This is a genomic window from uncultured Mailhella sp. (genome assembly GCF_944324575.1).
Classification (GTDB): domain Bacteria; phylum Desulfobacterota; class Desulfovibrionia; order Desulfovibrionales; family Desulfovibrionaceae; genus Mailhella.
This window is the reverse complement of sequence record NZ_CALUWV010000003.1, coordinates 36,883-53,336: the sequence shown is the minus strand read 5'-3', so window position 1 is coordinate 53,336 and position 16,454 is coordinate 36,883. Positions and strand designations below refer to the sequence as shown.

Sequence of the window (16,454 nt, the reverse complement as noted above, 5' to 3'; positions counted from 1 at the left end):
GAAGGAGGAGAAAATGTGTTTTTAGTGCCGACGGCATGAACAGAGCCACGTTTTTTCAGGGAGTGTTTCTTCTTGTCTGGCGAGATTGTCTGATGTAGGGTAAAAAAAATATTTATGCTAAAAAATATGAAAGATACGTATGCCTCCTTGATACAACAGAACAGAGAAAAATGCCGCGGATTCGAATATTCATGACGGAGAGAAGAGCTGATGGACGTTATTTGGAAGAACAGGGAGCTTCGCCAGAAAATGCTGAATCACTTCGGTGACAGCACAGGCGAGTGCTACCAGTGTTATTTCTTCAAAGAGAAACTTTTTTATTTTTCCGACAACATCCGGAAGATGACGAAGGACGTGACGTATCCTAGTTGCACTCTGGAAGAATGGTATCAGGCGATATATCCTGCGGATCGTGTCAGGCTGGAGCGCTATGTCGGAAGCGTGTTTAAAAAAGATCGGCAGAACTATCATTTTAACTATAGAATCAGGAATCGTGACGGACAGCTCATCTGGGTCAGCAGCAGAGGAAAGTGTTATTTCGACGACTGCGGCAACGCATTGTTTTTTCTGGGAAATCTGTCCGTGCAAAACGTTCGGAAACAGGTCGGAGAAAACGTTCAGCAGGCTCTTTTGCTGAAAGAACTGAGCCTGGCCCATCATCAGGGGAAAACAGGCCATCTGCTTATGGTCAATGTGGATGACCTGAGCCGCATCAATCTGAAATACGGACGTGAGTTCGGTAACGGCCTGCTTGAGGAGCTCAGGGAAGCCATGAGCGATACGGCTCCCTGCTTTCCGCACCCGCGCAGAATCAACGGAAGCAGTTTCTGCGTGCTGTTGCCGGAGACGGACAGAGAAGACGTGGAGGCGTATTTCCATGCCGTTCAAAAGAAAATAGAAGGAGAGTGCACTATTTCCGGCGGATGCGTACCATTGCAGACGTATCAGGTCCCGGAAAGCGACATGCTTTTGCAGTACGCCGAAAGCTCGCTGGAGTCCGCCAAGATGGCGGGGAAAAAACGGCTGAACTTCTTTACTCCGGAGGACTATGAGCGGAAACTTGAGACCCTTGAGCTGCTCGAGGAGCTGGAGGCTGCCGTAAAGAGAGACTTTTCGGGCTTTTTCCTTGTATATCAGGCGCAGGTGCGTTCCGAGACGTTTGAGCTCTTCGGTGCGGAAGCGCTGCTTCGCTTCAGGTCTTCCCGCAGAGGAGTCGTTTCTCCTGCGGAATGCATTCCCATTCTCGAGCAGAGCGGGCTGATCGTTCCGGTGGGACTCTGGGCCATGCGGAGCGCACTGGAGCAGTGCCGTCGCTGGAGGCGGATGATTCCCGGCATGCGCGTCAGCGTCAATATGTCCTACAGGCAACTGGAACACCCCGAAGTACAGGCCGAAGTGCTGAATCTCGTCCGGGAAAGCGGACTTCCGGGAAGTGCCCTGACCATTGAGGTCACGGAAGGCATGGAGCTTCAGAATTACCCGTATCTGAACGCCGTGTTCAGCGCCTGGAAGGAGGAGGGCATAGAGGTTTCCGTGGACGATTTCGGAACGGGCTATTCCAGCCTGAGCTGGCTGAAGGAACTGTCCATAGACGAAATAAAGATAGACCGCTGCTTTATCAGAGGCATACAGCACAGCGCCTATAATCTGCGGCTTTTGTCCAATATCATCGAGCTTGCCGCGAGCGGTCAGATACGGGTCTGCTGCGAAGGCGTGGAAACGGCGGAAGAGCTTGCTGTTCTTGAGCCTCTTCATCCTGACGTGTATCAGGGATACTTTTTTGCCCGTCCCGTTGCGTCCGATGACTTTGTCGTGAAAAAAACGTATCTTCCGCACCACAGTGAGACGGACGGTCAGAAGGATCTCAGGCAGACCGTGCAGCCGTATCTTTCTTCGGAAAGTTTTGCTCTGGAGCACGCGATACTGGAAAAGACCGAGGACATCATTTCTCTGTGCGACATTCAGACGCATGAAATATATTATCTCAACGCGGCGGGGCAGAGGATGTTCGGCATCCGGGACTACCGGGGACGGAAGTGTCACGAGGTCATGAGAGGACTCGATGCGCCCTGCGGGTTCTGCCCCCACGCGTTGCTGCGACATGATTCCTTTTATATATGGGAGAACTGGAACAGCTATTGCGGCAGACACTTTCTTCAGAAGGGAAAGCTCCTGGACATAGGGGACAGAACGTTGCATTTTGAGGTGTCCATGGATATTACGAGGCGGGAGTACGTCAGCCAGAAGTCGCAGGCCCGTCTTGATTTCGCAAGGCGTATCACCGGGTATGTGGAAGTGCTGCACAAACAGAATGACTGGAGCCGGGCCGTGGATCTGGTGCTTGCATCCGTGGGCGAGTTCTACCGGGCGGACCGGGCCTATCTGTTTGAACCTTCCCCCCGGAAGCCGGAGTTCTGGGACAATACCTTCGAGTGGTGCGCTTCAGGCATCACGTCTCAGAAGGATGGGCTTCAGCAGGTGCCCCCGGAAGCGATGAGCCGATGGATGAGCCTTTTTCTGAAGGACAAGTCCGTCATTATTTACAACAAGGAGCCTCTGAAGGCCGTATCGCCTCTTGAGTGGGAAATGCTCTCAAGGCAGGACATACAGCGTCTGATAGCCGTTCCGCTCATGGAGGACGGTCGGGTGGTCGGGTTCATAGGTGTGGACAATCCCCGCTATGCCATAGAGGACGACACGCAGGTGCGCGTGCTGGCGAGCTTTCTCGTGGTACGTTTTCAGCGCGAACGCAGGGAACGTCAGGCGAGAAGCGACGCGTGACGAGTGCGTTGTTGTGAAGGTGCGGAACGTGCCTTCCTACGCCTTGCGGGGCCTTTCAGTGTTCTGCGCAGCGAGCGACAGTGCGGCTATGGTCTCAATGTGCGGCGTCTGTGGGAAGAGATCCACGGGCTGCACGGCGTGTATGTCATATGCCTGGGAGAGCAGGGCAAGGTCGCGGGCAAGAGTGGCGGGATTGCAGGACACGAGCACGAGACGCGGAGGGCGGTGTTTGAGCAGTGCCTGCACGGTGCGCTCGTCCATGCCTGCGCGCGGCGGATCGGTGACGACGAGGTCGGGCACGCCTCTTTCGCGGAAAATGCTCTCAAGCCGTGCAGCGTCGCCGCATACAAAGTGGAACTTTGTGGATTCCTTAAGTTTTTTTGCATTGGCGGATGCCAGTTCCACGGCCTGAGCCACGCTTTCCATGCCGAACACGCGGGAAAAATGCGGGCTCATGGTCAGCGCAAGTCCCCCTGCGCCGCAGTAGATGTCCCAGCACTCCTGACCCCAGAGGTCGTCTTCGCCGGAAAACAGGGTCGAGGCAAGTTCTGCGGCCGTGTTGTAAAGCAGTTCGGCCGCCGCGCTGTTTACCTGGAAAAAGGAATTGTGATCGAGCGTGAAGGTGACGTCGCGGCCCTGAAGATGCAGCGTTTCGGAAAGGCCCGCCTCGCCCAGCGAGAATGCGGTGTTTTCGCCGTAGGCTACGTCGGCTTCATCCGTACGTATGCTGTGCACGAAGCCCGTCACGCCGAGTCCGGCGTCCATGAGCGCTTCGCCGAGCTTTCTGACGTTCGCAGTCTCCTGAGGCGAAGGCAGAGTGATGAGTTCCACAAGGCATCCCCCGGCACGGGGCTCGCGGATGACGACGAAACGCAGAATGTCGCTGGGGCGTACCGAGCTGCTGAACGTTTTTTTCTTCGGCGTTCGCTCCCTGGTATTTCTGCCGGATGGCGCGGCGCGCAGGCCGAAGCGTCTGCACAGTCCGCGCATCTCTTCCAGCACCGCCATGGTGCGTGGCGTCTGAAGCAGACACTGCGTGACTTCCGTGACGGCGCGCGACGAACGGGCCCGCAGACCGAGTCGAGTGCTGCCGTTTTCGTCCTGGGCAAAGGCGAATTCCATTTTGTTTCGGTAGCCCCACTCCGCCTTGTCACCGACGCCGAGAGCCGGACGAATCACGCCTTCCGGCAGCTCCAGCCGTCCCAGACGACGCAGGGCATCCTGCACGATGCGCTCTTTCCACGCAAGTTGCCGGTCGCCGGGCAGTCTCTGCCAGGGACAGCCGCCGCAGTCTTCGGCATGAACGCACGGCGCGGGACGCTCATCGGAAGACGGCTTCAGCACGCGGACAAGCTCGGCTTCGGCCATGCGTTTTTTGACATGGTTCAGGCGGACAAGAACGCGCTCCCCGGGAAGTCCGCCACGGACGAAGACGGTCATGCCCTCAGAAGTGCGCCCCACGGTTCTGCCGTCGGGAGAAAGGCCGTGCAGATCTATTTCCAGCGTGTCGTTTCTGTCGTATTCCATGGGGGTGCTCCTGAAGCGTGATGAGGCATCATAGCAGGGCGGAAGCGGAAAGGCAAAAGCCGGAACTCCGGGGGAGGCGGAAAGCCCTCGACCTTCGTTCGTGTCAAGGCAGAGGCCGGAGCTCTGAGAGCAGTATATGTTCAGTCGCCGTTGTGATGAGGCAGGCTCCGTGCCTTGGAATGAAGGCGGAGCGCGTGTCTGCACCGTCTGCGGAGCACAAAGGGAAGTTGACGTGACATCAAGTCGTTCCGGCGGGGCTCCTTGACTTTTTGCCGGGCTTGGGAGAAGGTAAAAACTGATTCCGGCATACAGGTCGGAAGGCCGTCCAGACTTTTCGAGGAGCACACGTATGGGAGAACTCATCACCAGCGCCATGCACTCCACCCCTCAGGGCTTCGTGGGCGTGGGCTGCATCTTCATTTATTTCATCGTCATGATCTGCGCCATCATCTATCGCGTCAGACGCGGCGAGCACGTTCACTGATACTGTCATCACCACAGGAAAAAGGCGTCTCCCTTCGAGAAGGGAGACGCCTTTTTCTTTCGTGTCGCGCGGCGGCTGATGCCGAAACTGCGCCCGACGGCCGGGCTTTTTGCCATCGTGTCGTCAGATGTTCCGCCCAGGGGCGAGGGATGGCGCCGAAGGCCCCTCGCTGGCATCACTGCGGGGTGCAGGGGTGGCTGCGCAGGGCGAAGCGGGCCGTGCCTTCGGCCAGAATCTTGTCGAATTCTTCCATGTTGTTTTCCGCCACGTCGCGCAGGGCGAGCAGCAGCGGGATGGCCGTCATGAGCCAGAACCTGCCGGACACCTTGCCCGAGGATGCGCCGCCGTGGGCATAGGCCTCCACAAAGGGACGGGCGGTGTTGGTGAGTTCTTCGCCGGTCTTTTCCTTGAAGATGCGGTGAATGTCCACGACGAGCTCGTGGGAGCTGTAGGGAAAGGGCGTGTCGGCAAAGGCCATTTTCATGTCTTCCCACAGATACGGGTCGCCGCGAAGACCCCAGTTCGGGGGCTGTATGTTGAACATTTCGGAGAGAAAGCGATTTTCAGACATATGTCCTCCACAGATTGAGCCGGAATGTTGCCGGTGCGGGGCTTCATATTGGCGGCAAGAGAAGGAAAAGTCAAAGCCTGCCTGAAAAAAAGCGCTCCGGACAAAAACGTCCGGAGCGCCTGGAGGTCAGAGCGTCGGCCTATTTGCTGCGGCAGGACCGGTACTGCTCATAGTAGTGGGTGTGCAGAAGTTCGTGGGCCTTGTGACTGTTGGGCTCGCCGAGGAAGTCCTGATACAGAGCCTGAATTTCGGGGTTGTCGTGGCTTCTGCGCACGGGCAGGTTGCGGTCGTTGCGGTACAGAGCCTCAATGCGCAGACGGGGAGTGTCGGCATTGAGGTTGATGGGCTGACCGCCGCCGTTGATGCAGCCGCCGGGGCAGGCCATGATTTCAATGAAGTGCCAGCCGTGGGGATTGCCTTCGCGGATCAGGTCGCAGATCTTGCGGGCGTTGGCCAGACCGTGGGCCACGGCCACCTTCAGCGTAAGCATGCCGTTGAAGTTCACTTCGGCCTCGCGTATGCCTTCCATGCCGCGCACGGCGTCGAGTTCGATGGGCTCCATCTCCTCGCCGGTAATCACCTTGTAGGCGGTGCGCATGGCGGCTTCCATCACGCCGCCGGTGGCGCCGAAGATGTTGCCTGCGCCGGAACCTTCGCCCATGATGGGATCGAATTCCTCTTCCGGCAGAGCGAAGAAGCTGATGTTGGCTTCCTTGATCATCTGGGCGAGTTCGGTGGTGGTGAGCACGATGTCGGTGTCGGCAAAGCCGCTGGCTGAAAGTTCGCGACGCGCGGCCTCAAACTTCTTGGCGGTGCAGGGCATGATGGACACGGACACGATCTTGGAAGGATCAATGCCCTGCTTCTGGGCATAGTAGGTCTTGAGCATGGCGCCGAACATGGACTGCGGGCTCTTGGCCGTGGACAGATGCGGAAGCAGGTCGGGATAATAGAGCTCGATGAAGTTGATCCAGCCGGGCGAGCAGCTCGTGATCATGGGAAGCGTGCCTCCGTTCTTTACACGCTCGATGAGCTCATGCCCTTCTTCCATGATGGTGAGGTCGGCCGACCAGTTGGTGTCGAACACCTTGTCGAAACCGAGACGACGCAGAGCACTGACCATCTGACCGGTGGCGATGTCGCCGGGCTTGCCGCCGAAGGGTTCGCTGATGGCCACGCGCACGGAGGGCGCCGTCTGCACCATGACGATCTTTTCCGGATCGCGCAGCGCCTGCCAGGCACGTTCAATGTCGCTTTTGAGCGTGATGGCGCCCGTGGGGCACACCTTGCGGCACTGTCCGCAGAAGGTGCAGGATACTTCACCGAGACCGAGGTTGAAGGCCGGAGTCACGCGGGCGTTGAGACCGCGATAGGCGAAGGAATAAATGCTCACGCCCTGCACTTCGGCGCACATGCGCACGCAGCGACCGCAGAGAATGCACTTTGACGGATCGCGCATGATGCAGGGATTGCTTTCGTCCTTTTCCATTTCAGGACGGTTGTATTCGTAGCGGACGCGGCGGATGCCCAGATCGTTGGCCACGCGCTGCAGTTCGCAGTTGCCGGAACGCGAGCAGGCAAGGCAGTCCTTGGGATGGTTGGCGAGCAGAAGTTCCACGATGTTCTTGCGCGATTCCAGCACTTCGGGATCGTTGGTGAACACTTCCATGCCTTCGCTCACCTTGGCGATGCAGGCAGGAATGAAGGAACGGGCCTTCGTGACCTTGCACACGCACACGCGGCAGGAGCCTTCGGGGCGCAGCAGAGGATGGTAGCAGAGCGTAGGAATGTTGATGCCGACAAGTTTTGCGGCTTCCAGTATGGTGGCATCCGCAGGGGCGGTCACTTTCTGGCCGTCTATAGTCAGAGTAACGGTATCACTCATGATGATTCTCCTCGAAGTCGGGCTTACACGCGGCTGATGGCGCCGTGCTTGCACTTGTCCATGCAGGTGCCGCACTTGATGCACTTGTTGGGATTGATCAGGTGGGGCTCGCGCACCTTGCCGGTGATGGCGCCCACGGGGCAGTTGCGGGCGCAGAGCGTGCAGCCCTTGCACTTTTCGGGATCAATCCTGTACTGGAGCAGCTTGGTGCATACGCCGGCCGGGCACTTCTTGTCGTGGATGTGCGCCTCGTATTCCGAGCGGAAGAAGCGCAGCGTGGAGAGCACGGGGTTGGGGGCCGTCTGGCCGAGGGCGCAGAGCGAAGAGGTGCGCATGGTGTGGGCCAGGCGTTCGAGTTCTTCAATGTCGCCGTCACGGCCTTCGCCGCCGCAGATGCGTTCCAGAATTTCCAGCATGCGCTTGCTGCCTTCACGACAGGGAGTGCATTTGCCGCAGCTTTCGGCCTGAGTGAAGGTGAGGAAGAAGCGGGCGAGGTCCACCATGCAGGTGTCTTCGTCCACCACGACCAGACCGCCGGAGCCCATCATGGCGCCTGCGGCGGTGAGGGAATCATAGTCCACGGGGTTGTCGAGCATGGAGGCGGGCAGGCATGCGCCGGAAGGACCGCCTATCTGCACGGCCTTGAACTTCTTTTCGTTCTTGATGCCTGCGCAGATGTCGAAAATGATGTGGCGCATGGAAACGCCCATGGGAATTTCCACAAGGCCGGTGTTGCGCACCTTGCCGGTGACCGCGAAGATCTTGGTGCCCGGGGACTTTTCGGTGCCGTCCTGACGGAAGGCTTCCGCGCCGTCGGTGATGATGCGGGGCACGTTGGCAAAGGTTTCCACGTTGTTGAGCACCGTGGGCTTTTCCCACAGTCCGCGCTTGGCCGGGAAGGGCGGACGCACGCGGGGCATGCCTCGCTTGCCTTCGATGGAGCGCATGAGGGCGGTTTCTTCACCGCACACGAAGGCGCCCGCGCCCTGCTTGATCTTCAGATGGAAGCTGAAGGATGTGCCGAGAATGTTGTCGCCGATGAGTCCGAGAGCCTCGGCTTCGGCAAGGGCGATGCCGAGACGCTTGATGGCAAGCGGATATTCGGCGCGCACGTACACATAACCTTCGGTGGCGCCGGTGGCCCATGCGCCTATGAGCATGCCTTCAATGACGGCGTTGGGATCGCCTTCGAGCACGGAACGGTCCATGAACGCGCCGGGGTCGCCTTCGTCGGCGTTGCAGAGCATGTACTTGGGTTCGGCTTCTTCGGAAGCCATGAACTTCCACTTGAGACCGGTGGGGAAGCCCGCGCCGCCGCGGCCGCGCAGACCGGAGTTGAACACTTCCTCAAGGGTGGCCTGACGGCCCATGGAAAGAGCCTTGGCTATGCCCTGATAGCCGCCGTTCGCGATATACTCAAAAATATTTTCCGGGTCGATGCGGCCGCAGTTGCGCAGAACGAGACGCTTCTGCAGATTGTAGAAGAGCATGTCGCGGTAGCTGTGACGCGGGGTCTTGCCGGTGCGGCCCTGATAGTGCAGGCGCTCCACGGTCTTGCCTTCGAGCACGGTGGTCGTGATGAGCTCATCGGCGTCTTCGGGCTGGACGCGCACATAGAAAATGCCGCCGGGATAGAAGATGACGAGCGGGCCGAGTTCACAGAAGCCGTGGCAGCCGGTGACCACGATGCTCACGCGGTCGTGCAGACCGTGGTTGTCGATGGCCGCCTGCAGGGCGTCGCGGATGTTCATGCTGCCCGAGGAGGTGCAGCCCGTGCCGCCGCAGATGAGAATCTGATACTTTTCCTGCTGGGGCGCGCGGTTGTAGTGGCGCAGGCTGAGCAGAGGCCGGGCTTCTTCCTGCAGCTTGTTGAGCGCGTCGACGGAAGTGAGACGTTTCAGTTCAAGCATGTCGTCCTCTCCTTTATGCCAGGTAGCTGTCGAGAATGCCGGGGATGTCGTCGGGGATCAGGCGTCCGTGGGTGTGGTCGTTGACCATCATGACGGGAGCCAGACCGCAGGCGCCGAGACAGGCCACGGTTTCCAGCGTGAAGTTAAGGTCCTTGGTGGTTTCGCCGGGCTTGATGTCGAGGTGATGACTCACCGCTTCCAGAATGGCGGCGCCACCGCGGACGTGACAGGCGGTACCCTGACAGACGCGGACAATGTTCTTGCCGCGCGGGTTGAGATGGAACTGAGCGTAGAACGTGACCACGCCGAACACCTCCGCAACCGGAACGCGCAGTTCCGACGCGATGGTTTCAAGAACTTCCTGCGGCAGATAGCCGTACACATCCTGAGCCTGCTGCAGAACGGGAATGAGCGCACCTTTCGGGTTCTGCCGGTAGGGTTTCAGAATGTCCATGAGCGGAGCAAGGTCAATGGGTTTGGCCGTGCAGTTGCAAGACATATGGGTATCCTCCTGGTACTATCCTGACTCATGACCGCCGCCACGTGCGGACAGATGAGCCTGTCCCTTGCGGGACTGTGTTTGAGGGACGCATGCGGAACGCCTGCGCCCGTGACGAAAAAGTCCGCAGTCCCTCGTGCGTCGGACAGCGGTACTTTTTCCCCATCCCGTCGAAATCATTCTTCTTTAGGAAGAATTGCTCCGGCGGTCCCCTTTTTGGGGGAGGCTGCGGGCATGTCGGCTATGCCCGCAGCCTTGAGAATGTTTCCTTCCTCCTGCCATGCCTGGCTGAGAAATTCCCGGGCTTCCTGTCTGTTTTTGAGCACAGGAGCCACGGAAAAGCCTTCCAGAGTCTTTCTGTAGGCTTCGCTTTCCGCGGCCTTTTCAAAGGCGCGGGAAATTTTTTCCAGCGTTTTTTCCGGCGTTTTGGCCGGAGCGAGAAGAATGAAGGACGAGTCTCCCCGGCCGGGATCGGAAAATCCCTTGTCGGTCAGCGAGGGCACATTGGGAAGAGCGGGAAGATTCGTGCCTGCAAGCACCATGAGAGGAAGCAGCTGACCGTTTTTTATGCGGGGAAGGGCACCGCTTGCCGCAGCGTCCAGATGGCCGCCGAGAAGCGCGGCTTCCGCTTCGCCGGGACCGCCGAAGGGCACGAAGCGCCACTTGAGGGAAGGATCGTTTGCGGCCATGACGGCAAGGGCAATGTGAGAGGGCGTACCCAGACCGGGAACGCCGATGCGCATGTCGCCGCCTTTTTCCCTCGTGGCGGCGAGAAAAGCGTCCATGTCCTTCCACGGTGCGTCGGGACGGGTCACCAGCACGGGCGAGGCCTGTCCGAAAACAAGCAGCGGTTCCACGTCCTTGAGAGGATCGTAGGGGGCGTTGTTTCTGAAAGGAATGAAAATGAGTGCGTTGGTCACGCAGGCAGTCAGACGGGAACCGTCGGGCTTGGACTGCGCCAGTCTGGCCACGCCCGTCATGCCGCCCCCTCCGGGAACGTTCTGCACGATGACCTTTGCTCCCAGCTCCTTTTCCGCCTCACGGGCAAGGGTGCGGGCAACGGCGTCGAGAGCTCCTCCCGGACTGAAGGCGATGGAGAGCTGTACGTTGCTGCCCGAGGCGAAAGCGCCGGGAACAACGGGAAGGGACAGAAGAGCCAGCCAGACAGCGGCAAAAAAGAAGTGAGGAGTGCGCCATTTCATGTTGCATATCTCTACAGGGAAAAAAGAAATCGGCAAGCATAAAACCTTTTTTCACATAGCGACTGACGATATATCTATATAACATACTATAATGGCGGTATTTTTGCAAGGGGGTGTTCATTGAGTGTTCAATCAGTTTGCAAAAAAGAGTCGGGAAAAGTGAAAAAAAAGAGAGTATGCTACCAGAAGGAGAGCAGTGTTTGCAACAGGTGTGTCTCGAGGCGCGGACCGAGCACGAAGGCAAGCACCAGCGGCGCGGGCGAGCATCCGCAGCGCCTGAGAAGCACTGACAGAAGGCCGAAGATGAGGCACTGGACGGGACCGGACATGCCGTCCGCCCCCACATAGGAGCCCGTGAGACAGAGCAGAAGAATCACCGGCCACAGGAGTCGGAAGGGCAGGCACGCAAGACGCGCCCAGAATCCGGCGAGTCCGAGCCCCAGGGCAAGAAGCAGCACGTTGCCCATGAGAAGGCAGACGATGAGTCCCCAGTAGAAGTCGGGCTGACTTTCGGGCAGGGCGGGGCCGGGGACCACGCCCACGATGGTGAGCGCGCCGAGCAGGGCGGCCATTATGGGGTTGGTGGGCAGTCCGAGCAGAAGCAGCGGGGCGAATGAGGCCATGGCTGCGGCGTTGTTGGAGGCTTCGGGACCGGCGAGTCCTTCCCATGCTCCCCTGCCGAACTGTTCCGGGTGATGGCTTATGCGTTTTTCCAGCGCGTGAGAGGCAAAGCTTGCGGTGACGCCGGCGCCGCAGGGGACAAGACCCGTCAGAAAGCCGAGAAGACTGCCGCGCAGGGCGGCCATAAAGGCGGACAGGCGGTTGAGTGGAGGCACAAGGCAGGCGGCGTCGGCGTTTTTCTTTTCCGGCGGGGAGAGCAGGGCGGCCAGAAGGTCGCCTATGCCGAACATGCCGAGCAGCAGGGAGGTGAGTTCCACGCCTTCGGAAAGCTGCCAGAAGCCGAACGTGAGGCGCGAGGTTCCGTATACGGGGGCCATGCCGGGAATAGCAAGCACAAGGCCGAGAAAGATCATGCACAGGCTGCGCCTTACGCCGCCGGGGCTGGTGAGGGCAACGAGAAGCAGCGCGCCGCCCATGAAGGCTGCCCGTCCCGCCGGTCCGAAGAACAGGGCTGCCCGGGAAAGAACGGGAGCAAGCAGCACCATGCCGAGCGAGGCGAATATTCCGCCCGTGAAGGATGCGAACGTAGCCGTGGCGAGCGCCTGACGTGCCTTGCCGCCGAGCGCGAGGGGATGTCCTTCAAACAGCGTGGCCACGGCGTCGGCCTCGCCGGGAATGCCCATTAATATGGATGTGACGGCCCCGCCGTACTTGGCCCCGTAAAAAAGGCCCGAAAGCATGGAAATGGCGGAAAGCGGCTCGAGCACGTAGACCAGAGGAAAAAGCAGAGCCATGGCAGCGGGCGGACCGAAGCCTGGCAGCACGCCTACGGTCATGCCGAGAAACACGCCAGCAAGCACGAGCAGCCAGAGTTTGAGGGATGCGACGGCCGCCATGCCGGCAAGAACGCCGGAAAACAGGGAGGGATCGGCAAAAGCGGCGTCCATGTCAGTTTCCTTTGGCGAGGGAGAAGAGTGCGCCTCCTGGCAGGTCGTACTGAAGCAGACGCTCCAGCCCGAGCCAGAGCACAGTCGAGAGCAGAATAGAAAGCACAAGCGATTCCTTCAGCGTGCAGCCGCCCGCGCGACAGGCGAGAAGTCCGGCAAAAAAGGTTGCGGGCAGCCATCCCGCAGGATGAAGCAGCACAAGCCAGAGAAGACAGGCGGCCACAAGGCCGAGCGCGCGGCGTACGGCTGCCGTGGAAGGCTTTGCCTGCGTCTGCGCCTCCCGGGGCATGATCATTGCGCAGACAAGAAGGCCCGCTCCTGCAAGACGCGGCCAGATTCCCGGGCCGGGAAGACCGGCAGAGAGCGCGGGCGGAGCGGCAAGAAGAGCCGCGGCTCCGGCAAAAAGCAGCAGACCGCGCAGAGCGTGACGGAAAAGAAGGGAACGGAACGGAATCATGGCAGACGTCCGGGAAAGGGAAAAAAGGCTTTTTTGCCGCGGCGAGTATAGAACAGAAGAAAAAGATGGGCAACGCGCGGAAAGCGGCCCGGGACAGGCGGCTTCCCCTTGACAGCGGGCTCATATTCAGGGAAGGTGTCTCGATAGTTTTTTTGGAGGAACCATGCCTAAAGAAGACGCCATTGAAGTCGACGGCATCGTGGAAGAAGCTCTTCCCAATGCCATGTTCCGCGTGAAGCTGGAAAACGGTCATGAAGTGCTTTCCCATATTTCCGGAAAGATGCGCAAGTTCTACATCCGCATTCTGCCCGGCGACCGCGTGAAGGTCGAGCTTTCGCCCTACGATCTGACCCGCGGACGCATCACCTATCGCATGAAGTAAGATGGAGCAGCCCGCCGCTTTCACGTCGGGGGAGGCCGTGTCCCGTCCTTCTTCCGGGAAGGGCAGCGGGCGCCGAAAGCCCGTCCGGCTTCCTGCGGCCTGCACGTCAGAGATGCTGCTGATCCGTATCGCTCCCCGTGATACGGGTCTTTTTCGTTATCTTCTGGAAGGTGGAGGCGGGCATCTTGCCATGCTGACGGTGCTCGATCCGGCAAAGGGACTCTTCAAGCTGCTTTTTTCTCCGCATCAGCGCGGGGAGCTTCTGGAATTTCTGGAAGGCATGAAGAGAACCGTGCCTTTCGAGGTGCAGGACTGGCCATGGTCCGGCACGGATTGCGTGCCGGATGGAAGAATTTCCGCCGAAGAGTCGGACAACCGCTTTTGAAGGAGCGCTCATGGTCATAGCGGGCATTGTTGCCGTCGTTATCGTCGTTCTTGCGCTTGCGCTCGTGCATCTTTACAACGCCATGGTGCGCGGCCGCAATCTTGCCGAGGAAGCATGGAGCGGCATAGGCGTGCAGCTTCGGCGCAGACACGATCTTGTGCCCTCGCTCGTGAGCGTGGTGCAGGGCTACGCCGTGCATGAAAAGGATGTGCTCTCCGCCGTGTCCCGCGCGCGGGAGGCGGGCATGAAGGCCGAGGGCGGCAGTGCCCGGGACGTGGGTGAGGCCGAAAAGGGGCTCAGCCTTGCGCTCGGAAAGCTGCTTGCCGTGGCGGAAGCCTATCCCGAGCTGAAGGCCAACGAGAACTTTCTGCAGCTTCAGCACTCGCTGACGAGTCTGGAGGACGATCTTCAGATGGCCCGGCGTTACTACAACGGCACGGTGCGCGATCAGAACAACCGCATCATGCAGTTTCCGGGCAATGTCGTGGCCGGCTGGTTCGGCTTCCGCAGAATGGAATATTTCGAGCTTTCCGACGAGAGCGAGGCCGCCGTACCGGAGGGGTATTCCGCAAAGTAGGCGACCGTGCCGGGTGCGCCGCGAGGGCGCCTTCGGACGTATTCCCGGAAGAGCCGCAACTATGTGAGAAGGGAAGAGGTCTGTGCTTCTTCCCTTTTTTGTCGCCTCCGCGTACCGTGACTTCACGGGCGCAGGGAGGCGCAGCTGTTGACGCCATGCTGGACGCCCGTACAGGGGGAAGACGTGAAGCAGTGGCTCATGGCAATGCTCTTCTGGCTGCTCGTGGCGGCGGAGGCTCTGGCGGCGCCCGTGCGCGTACGTGAGTTCGACGCGCTTGTGGACGTGGCCGGCAACGGCGACATCGTGGTTTCCGAAACGCTTCTGGTGGACGTCCCGGCCGAAGGGGAGTTCCACGGCATCTTTCGTGACATTCCCGTGGTGACGCGCTGGCGGGAGCAGGGGCGCGCCTCCATGCAGGTGCTTGAGGTACGCCTCGACGGAAGAGCTCTGTCCGCAGACGACGTGAAGAACTCCCCGGGCATGGTGCGCGTGTACCAGCGTGACAGGGGAAGCGTACTTTCTCCGGGCAGGCATGAATTTTTTCTTTCCTACCGCATGACCGGTCAGACCGGTCTTTTCGAGAACAACGACGAACTCACCTGGAACGTCACGGGAAGCGGCTGGGAAGCGCCCGTGGATCAGGCGTCCTGCACGGTGCTTTGTCCTCCGGGTGCGCCATTCTTCGGTCAGAATGCCTGGCTGGGAGTGCAGGGAAGCCGAACTTCTCCTGTGACCATGACGCATGAGGTGAGGGACGGCCGTCTTGTCATGCGTTTTTTTGCGCAGCGCGCCGTCGACCCCGGTGAGGAATTCACCGTGGCCGCAGGCTGGAAAAAGGGCTTCGTCACTCTGGACAGGGCGGGCGGCAGTGTGCCCGGCGTCGTCATTTTTGCCGTGCTTGACGCTGTCGTGCTGCTGTACTTCTTCCTTGCGTGGTTCTTTACCGGCAGGGATCCGAAAAAGGGCGTCATTGTACCGCTTTTTTATCCCCCGCATCGCCGCACGAACGGAGAGAACGCGCTTCTTTCGCCTGCGGCCGCAGGTTTTCTTTTCCATAAGACGGAAGTGACGCCGGGCTGCTTCGGCGCGGCGGTCATTTCGCTTTTCGGGCGCGGATGCTGCCGCATTGAGGGCAGCGCGAAGCAGGGCTTTGTGCTCGAGCGCGGCTCCGGGGATTCTCCTTTTGCGGAGGAGCAGCGCATTCTTGAACTTCTTGAGGGCCGGATACCCGTGGACAGGGAGCACGGCGAGACCATTGCCGCCATGCGCCGCGCCCTGGGCGCGCAGCTTCGGCAGGACTACGGGAAGCTGTGGAAGGGTGCGGGCGGCTCCATGAAGGGACTTTTCGGCTCGGTGTGGGCTTTTTTCGGCATGGCGGCAACGGTGACGGCGCTTGCGGCCGCCGTCGGCCATGTCACGGGGGGCGTGCTGCCTGAAAAGGCTCCGGGCCTTCTTATACTCATGCTTTTCTTCTCCTTTCTGTTCCGCAGGTTCTTTCAGGGGGCGGCCCGACTTTTCCGTTCGGGGCGTTACGGCGTCTTTGCGTTTTTCCTTCTTTTTCAGGCGGGAATGCTGGCCTTTGTCGGCTTTTTCATCGTCACCGTCTTCAGGGACGCCCTGGATATGCTCAGTCCTGCAGAAACGGCGCTCGCCGCACTGTCTCTGCTCATTCCGCTGTTTTTTTCCGGCATCATGGATGCTCCCACGAAGGAGGCCCGCGTCCTGCTTGACGGCATAGAGGGGCTCGCGCTTTACATGCGCATGGCGGAAGGCCCGGCGCTTGCGGCGCTCAATCCTCCGGAGAAAACGCTTGCGCATTATCGAGAGCTTCTTCCCTACGCCGTGGCCCTGGGACTCGAACAGGCATGGGGCGCCCATTTTTCCGCCGTTCTTTCCGCCGCTGCCGTTTCGGATGCCCAGGTGCTGACACCCGCGCTTGCGGGAGCCTTTTCCGCCGATGCTGACAGAAGCGCGTCGTCCTGCGAGAGTTCACGCGGAGGTTCGGCTTCCTCGTCCAGCTCCTTCGGCGACGGCGGAGGAGGGGCGGGCAGCGGAGGTGGAGGCGGCGGCGGGGGGGGCTGCTGCCGGCGCGGGCGCAGCGCTCTTGCGCCGTTTGCGCAGCCTTTTTTTTTAGCATAGTGTATTTGTGGACATAAGGCGGAGAAAACAGGGTGTTTTCCGTTCGTTTACCTTTTTCGCGCAAGTATCTTCCCCCTTTCGGAGGTA

The 16,454-nt window shown here is 59.8% G+C and carries 14 protein-coding genes; 6 read left to right on the top strand and 8 right to left on the bottom strand.

Annotation, left to right across the window (positions count from 1 at the left end; translation table 11 throughout):
• Window positions 1–210 precede the first annotated feature (210 nt).
• On the top strand, window positions 211–2,781 hold the full coding sequence (locus Q0J81_RS00815; protein WP_294445494.1) for an EAL domain-containing protein: 2,571 nt from the start codon (window positions 211–213) through the stop codon (window positions 2,779–2,781).
• Between the two features lie 36 nt (window positions 2,782–2,817).
• Here Q0J81_RS00815 and rlmD read toward each other — a convergent pair whose 3' ends face one another.
• Window positions 2,818–4,308, bottom strand: coding sequence for a 23S rRNA (uracil(1939)-C(5))-methyltransferase RlmD (gene rlmD / locus Q0J81_RS00810; protein ID WP_294445493.1), 1,491 nt, complete (start codon window positions 4,306–4,308; stop codon window positions 2,818–2,820).
• 349 nt (window positions 4,309–4,657) lie between these two features.
• Here rlmD and Q0J81_RS00805 point away from each other — a divergent pair, with 349 nt between their 5' ends.
• The gene (locus Q0J81_RS00805) at window positions 4,658–4,792 is read left to right on the top strand and encodes a hypothetical protein (protein WP_294445492.1); all 135 of its coding nucleotides are present in this window, start codon (window positions 4,658–4,660) and stop codon (window positions 4,790–4,792) included.
• A gap of 175 nt (window positions 4,793–4,967) precedes the next feature.
• On the opposite strand, the gene Q0J81_RS00800 is transcribed toward Q0J81_RS00805, so the two are convergent.
• From Q0J81_RS00800 to Q0J81_RS00770, 7 genes are all read right to left on the bottom strand, one after another.
• The gene (locus Q0J81_RS00800) at window positions 4,968–5,363 is read right to left on the bottom strand and encodes a hypothetical protein (protein ID WP_294445491.1); all 396 of its coding nucleotides are present in this window, start codon (window positions 5,361–5,363) and stop codon (window positions 4,968–4,970) included.
• A gap of 139 nt (window positions 5,364–5,502) precedes the next feature.
• The gene (locus Q0J81_RS00795; protein ID WP_294445489.1) at window positions 5,503–7,248 is read right to left on the bottom strand and encodes an NADH-dependent [FeFe] hydrogenase, group A6; all 1,746 of its coding nucleotides are present in this window, start codon (window positions 7,246–7,248) and stop codon (window positions 5,503–5,505) included.
• Window positions 7,249–7,271: 23 nt separating this feature from the next.
• Window positions 7,272–9,158, bottom strand: coding sequence for an NADH-quinone oxidoreductase subunit NuoF (locus tag Q0J81_RS00790; RefSeq protein ID WP_294445488.1), 1,887 nt, complete (start codon window positions 9,156–9,158; stop codon window positions 7,272–7,274).
• A gap of 13 nt (window positions 9,159–9,171) precedes the next feature.
• Window positions 9,172–9,657: an NADH-quinone oxidoreductase subunit NuoE gene (gene nuoE, locus Q0J81_RS00785; protein ID WP_294445487.1), complete on the bottom strand. Its 486-nt coding sequence runs from the start codon at window positions 9,655–9,657 to the stop codon at window positions 9,172–9,174.
• Window positions 9,658–9,833: 176 nt separating this feature from the next.
• Entirely contained in the window at window positions 9,834–10,859 is a 1,026-nt protein-coding gene (locus Q0J81_RS00780) for a tripartite tricarboxylate transporter substrate binding protein (RefSeq protein WP_294445486.1), read from the bottom strand.
• 179 nt (window positions 10,860–11,038) lie between these two features.
• A complete protein-coding gene (locus Q0J81_RS00775) occupies window positions 11,039–12,427 on the bottom strand; it encodes a tripartite tricarboxylate transporter permease (RefSeq protein WP_294445485.1) in 1,389 nt (462 codons plus the stop codon).
• Window position 12,428: 1 nt separating this feature from the next.
• Window positions 12,429–12,884, bottom strand: a complete 456-nt coding sequence (locus Q0J81_RS00770; RefSeq protein WP_294445484.1) for a tripartite tricarboxylate transporter TctB family protein — start codon at window positions 12,882–12,884, stop codon at window positions 12,429–12,431.
• A gap of 163 nt (window positions 12,885–13,047) precedes the next feature.
• Between Q0J81_RS00770 and infA the strand changes: the two genes are divergently transcribed.
• The 4 genes from infA to Q0J81_RS00750 all read left to right on the top strand — a co-directional run bounded on the left by infA (window position 13,048) and on the right by Q0J81_RS00750 (window position 16,367).
• On the top strand, window positions 13,048–13,266 hold the full coding sequence (gene infA / locus Q0J81_RS00765; RefSeq protein WP_077071795.1) for a translation initiation factor IF-1: 219 nt from the start codon (window positions 13,048–13,050) through the stop codon (window positions 13,264–13,266).
• 112 nt (window positions 13,267–13,378) lie between these two features.
• Window positions 13,379–13,651: a DUF4911 domain-containing protein gene (locus Q0J81_RS00760; protein WP_294445483.1), complete on the top strand. Its 273-nt coding sequence runs from the start codon at window positions 13,379–13,381 to the stop codon at window positions 13,649–13,651.
• A gap of 10 nt (window positions 13,652–13,661) precedes the next feature.
• Entirely contained in the window at window positions 13,662–14,228 is a 567-nt protein-coding gene (locus Q0J81_RS00755) for a LemA family protein (RefSeq protein WP_294445482.1), read from the top strand.
• A 183-nt stretch (window positions 14,229–14,411) separates the two neighbouring features.
• Window positions 14,412–16,367 carry a DUF2207 domain-containing protein gene (locus tag Q0J81_RS00750; RefSeq protein WP_294445481.1) on the top strand — a complete coding sequence of 652 codons (1,956 nt, stop codon included), beginning with the start codon at window positions 14,412–14,414 and terminating at the stop codon, window positions 16,365–16,367.
• The last annotated feature ends 87 nt before the right edge of the window (window positions 16,368–16,454 follow it).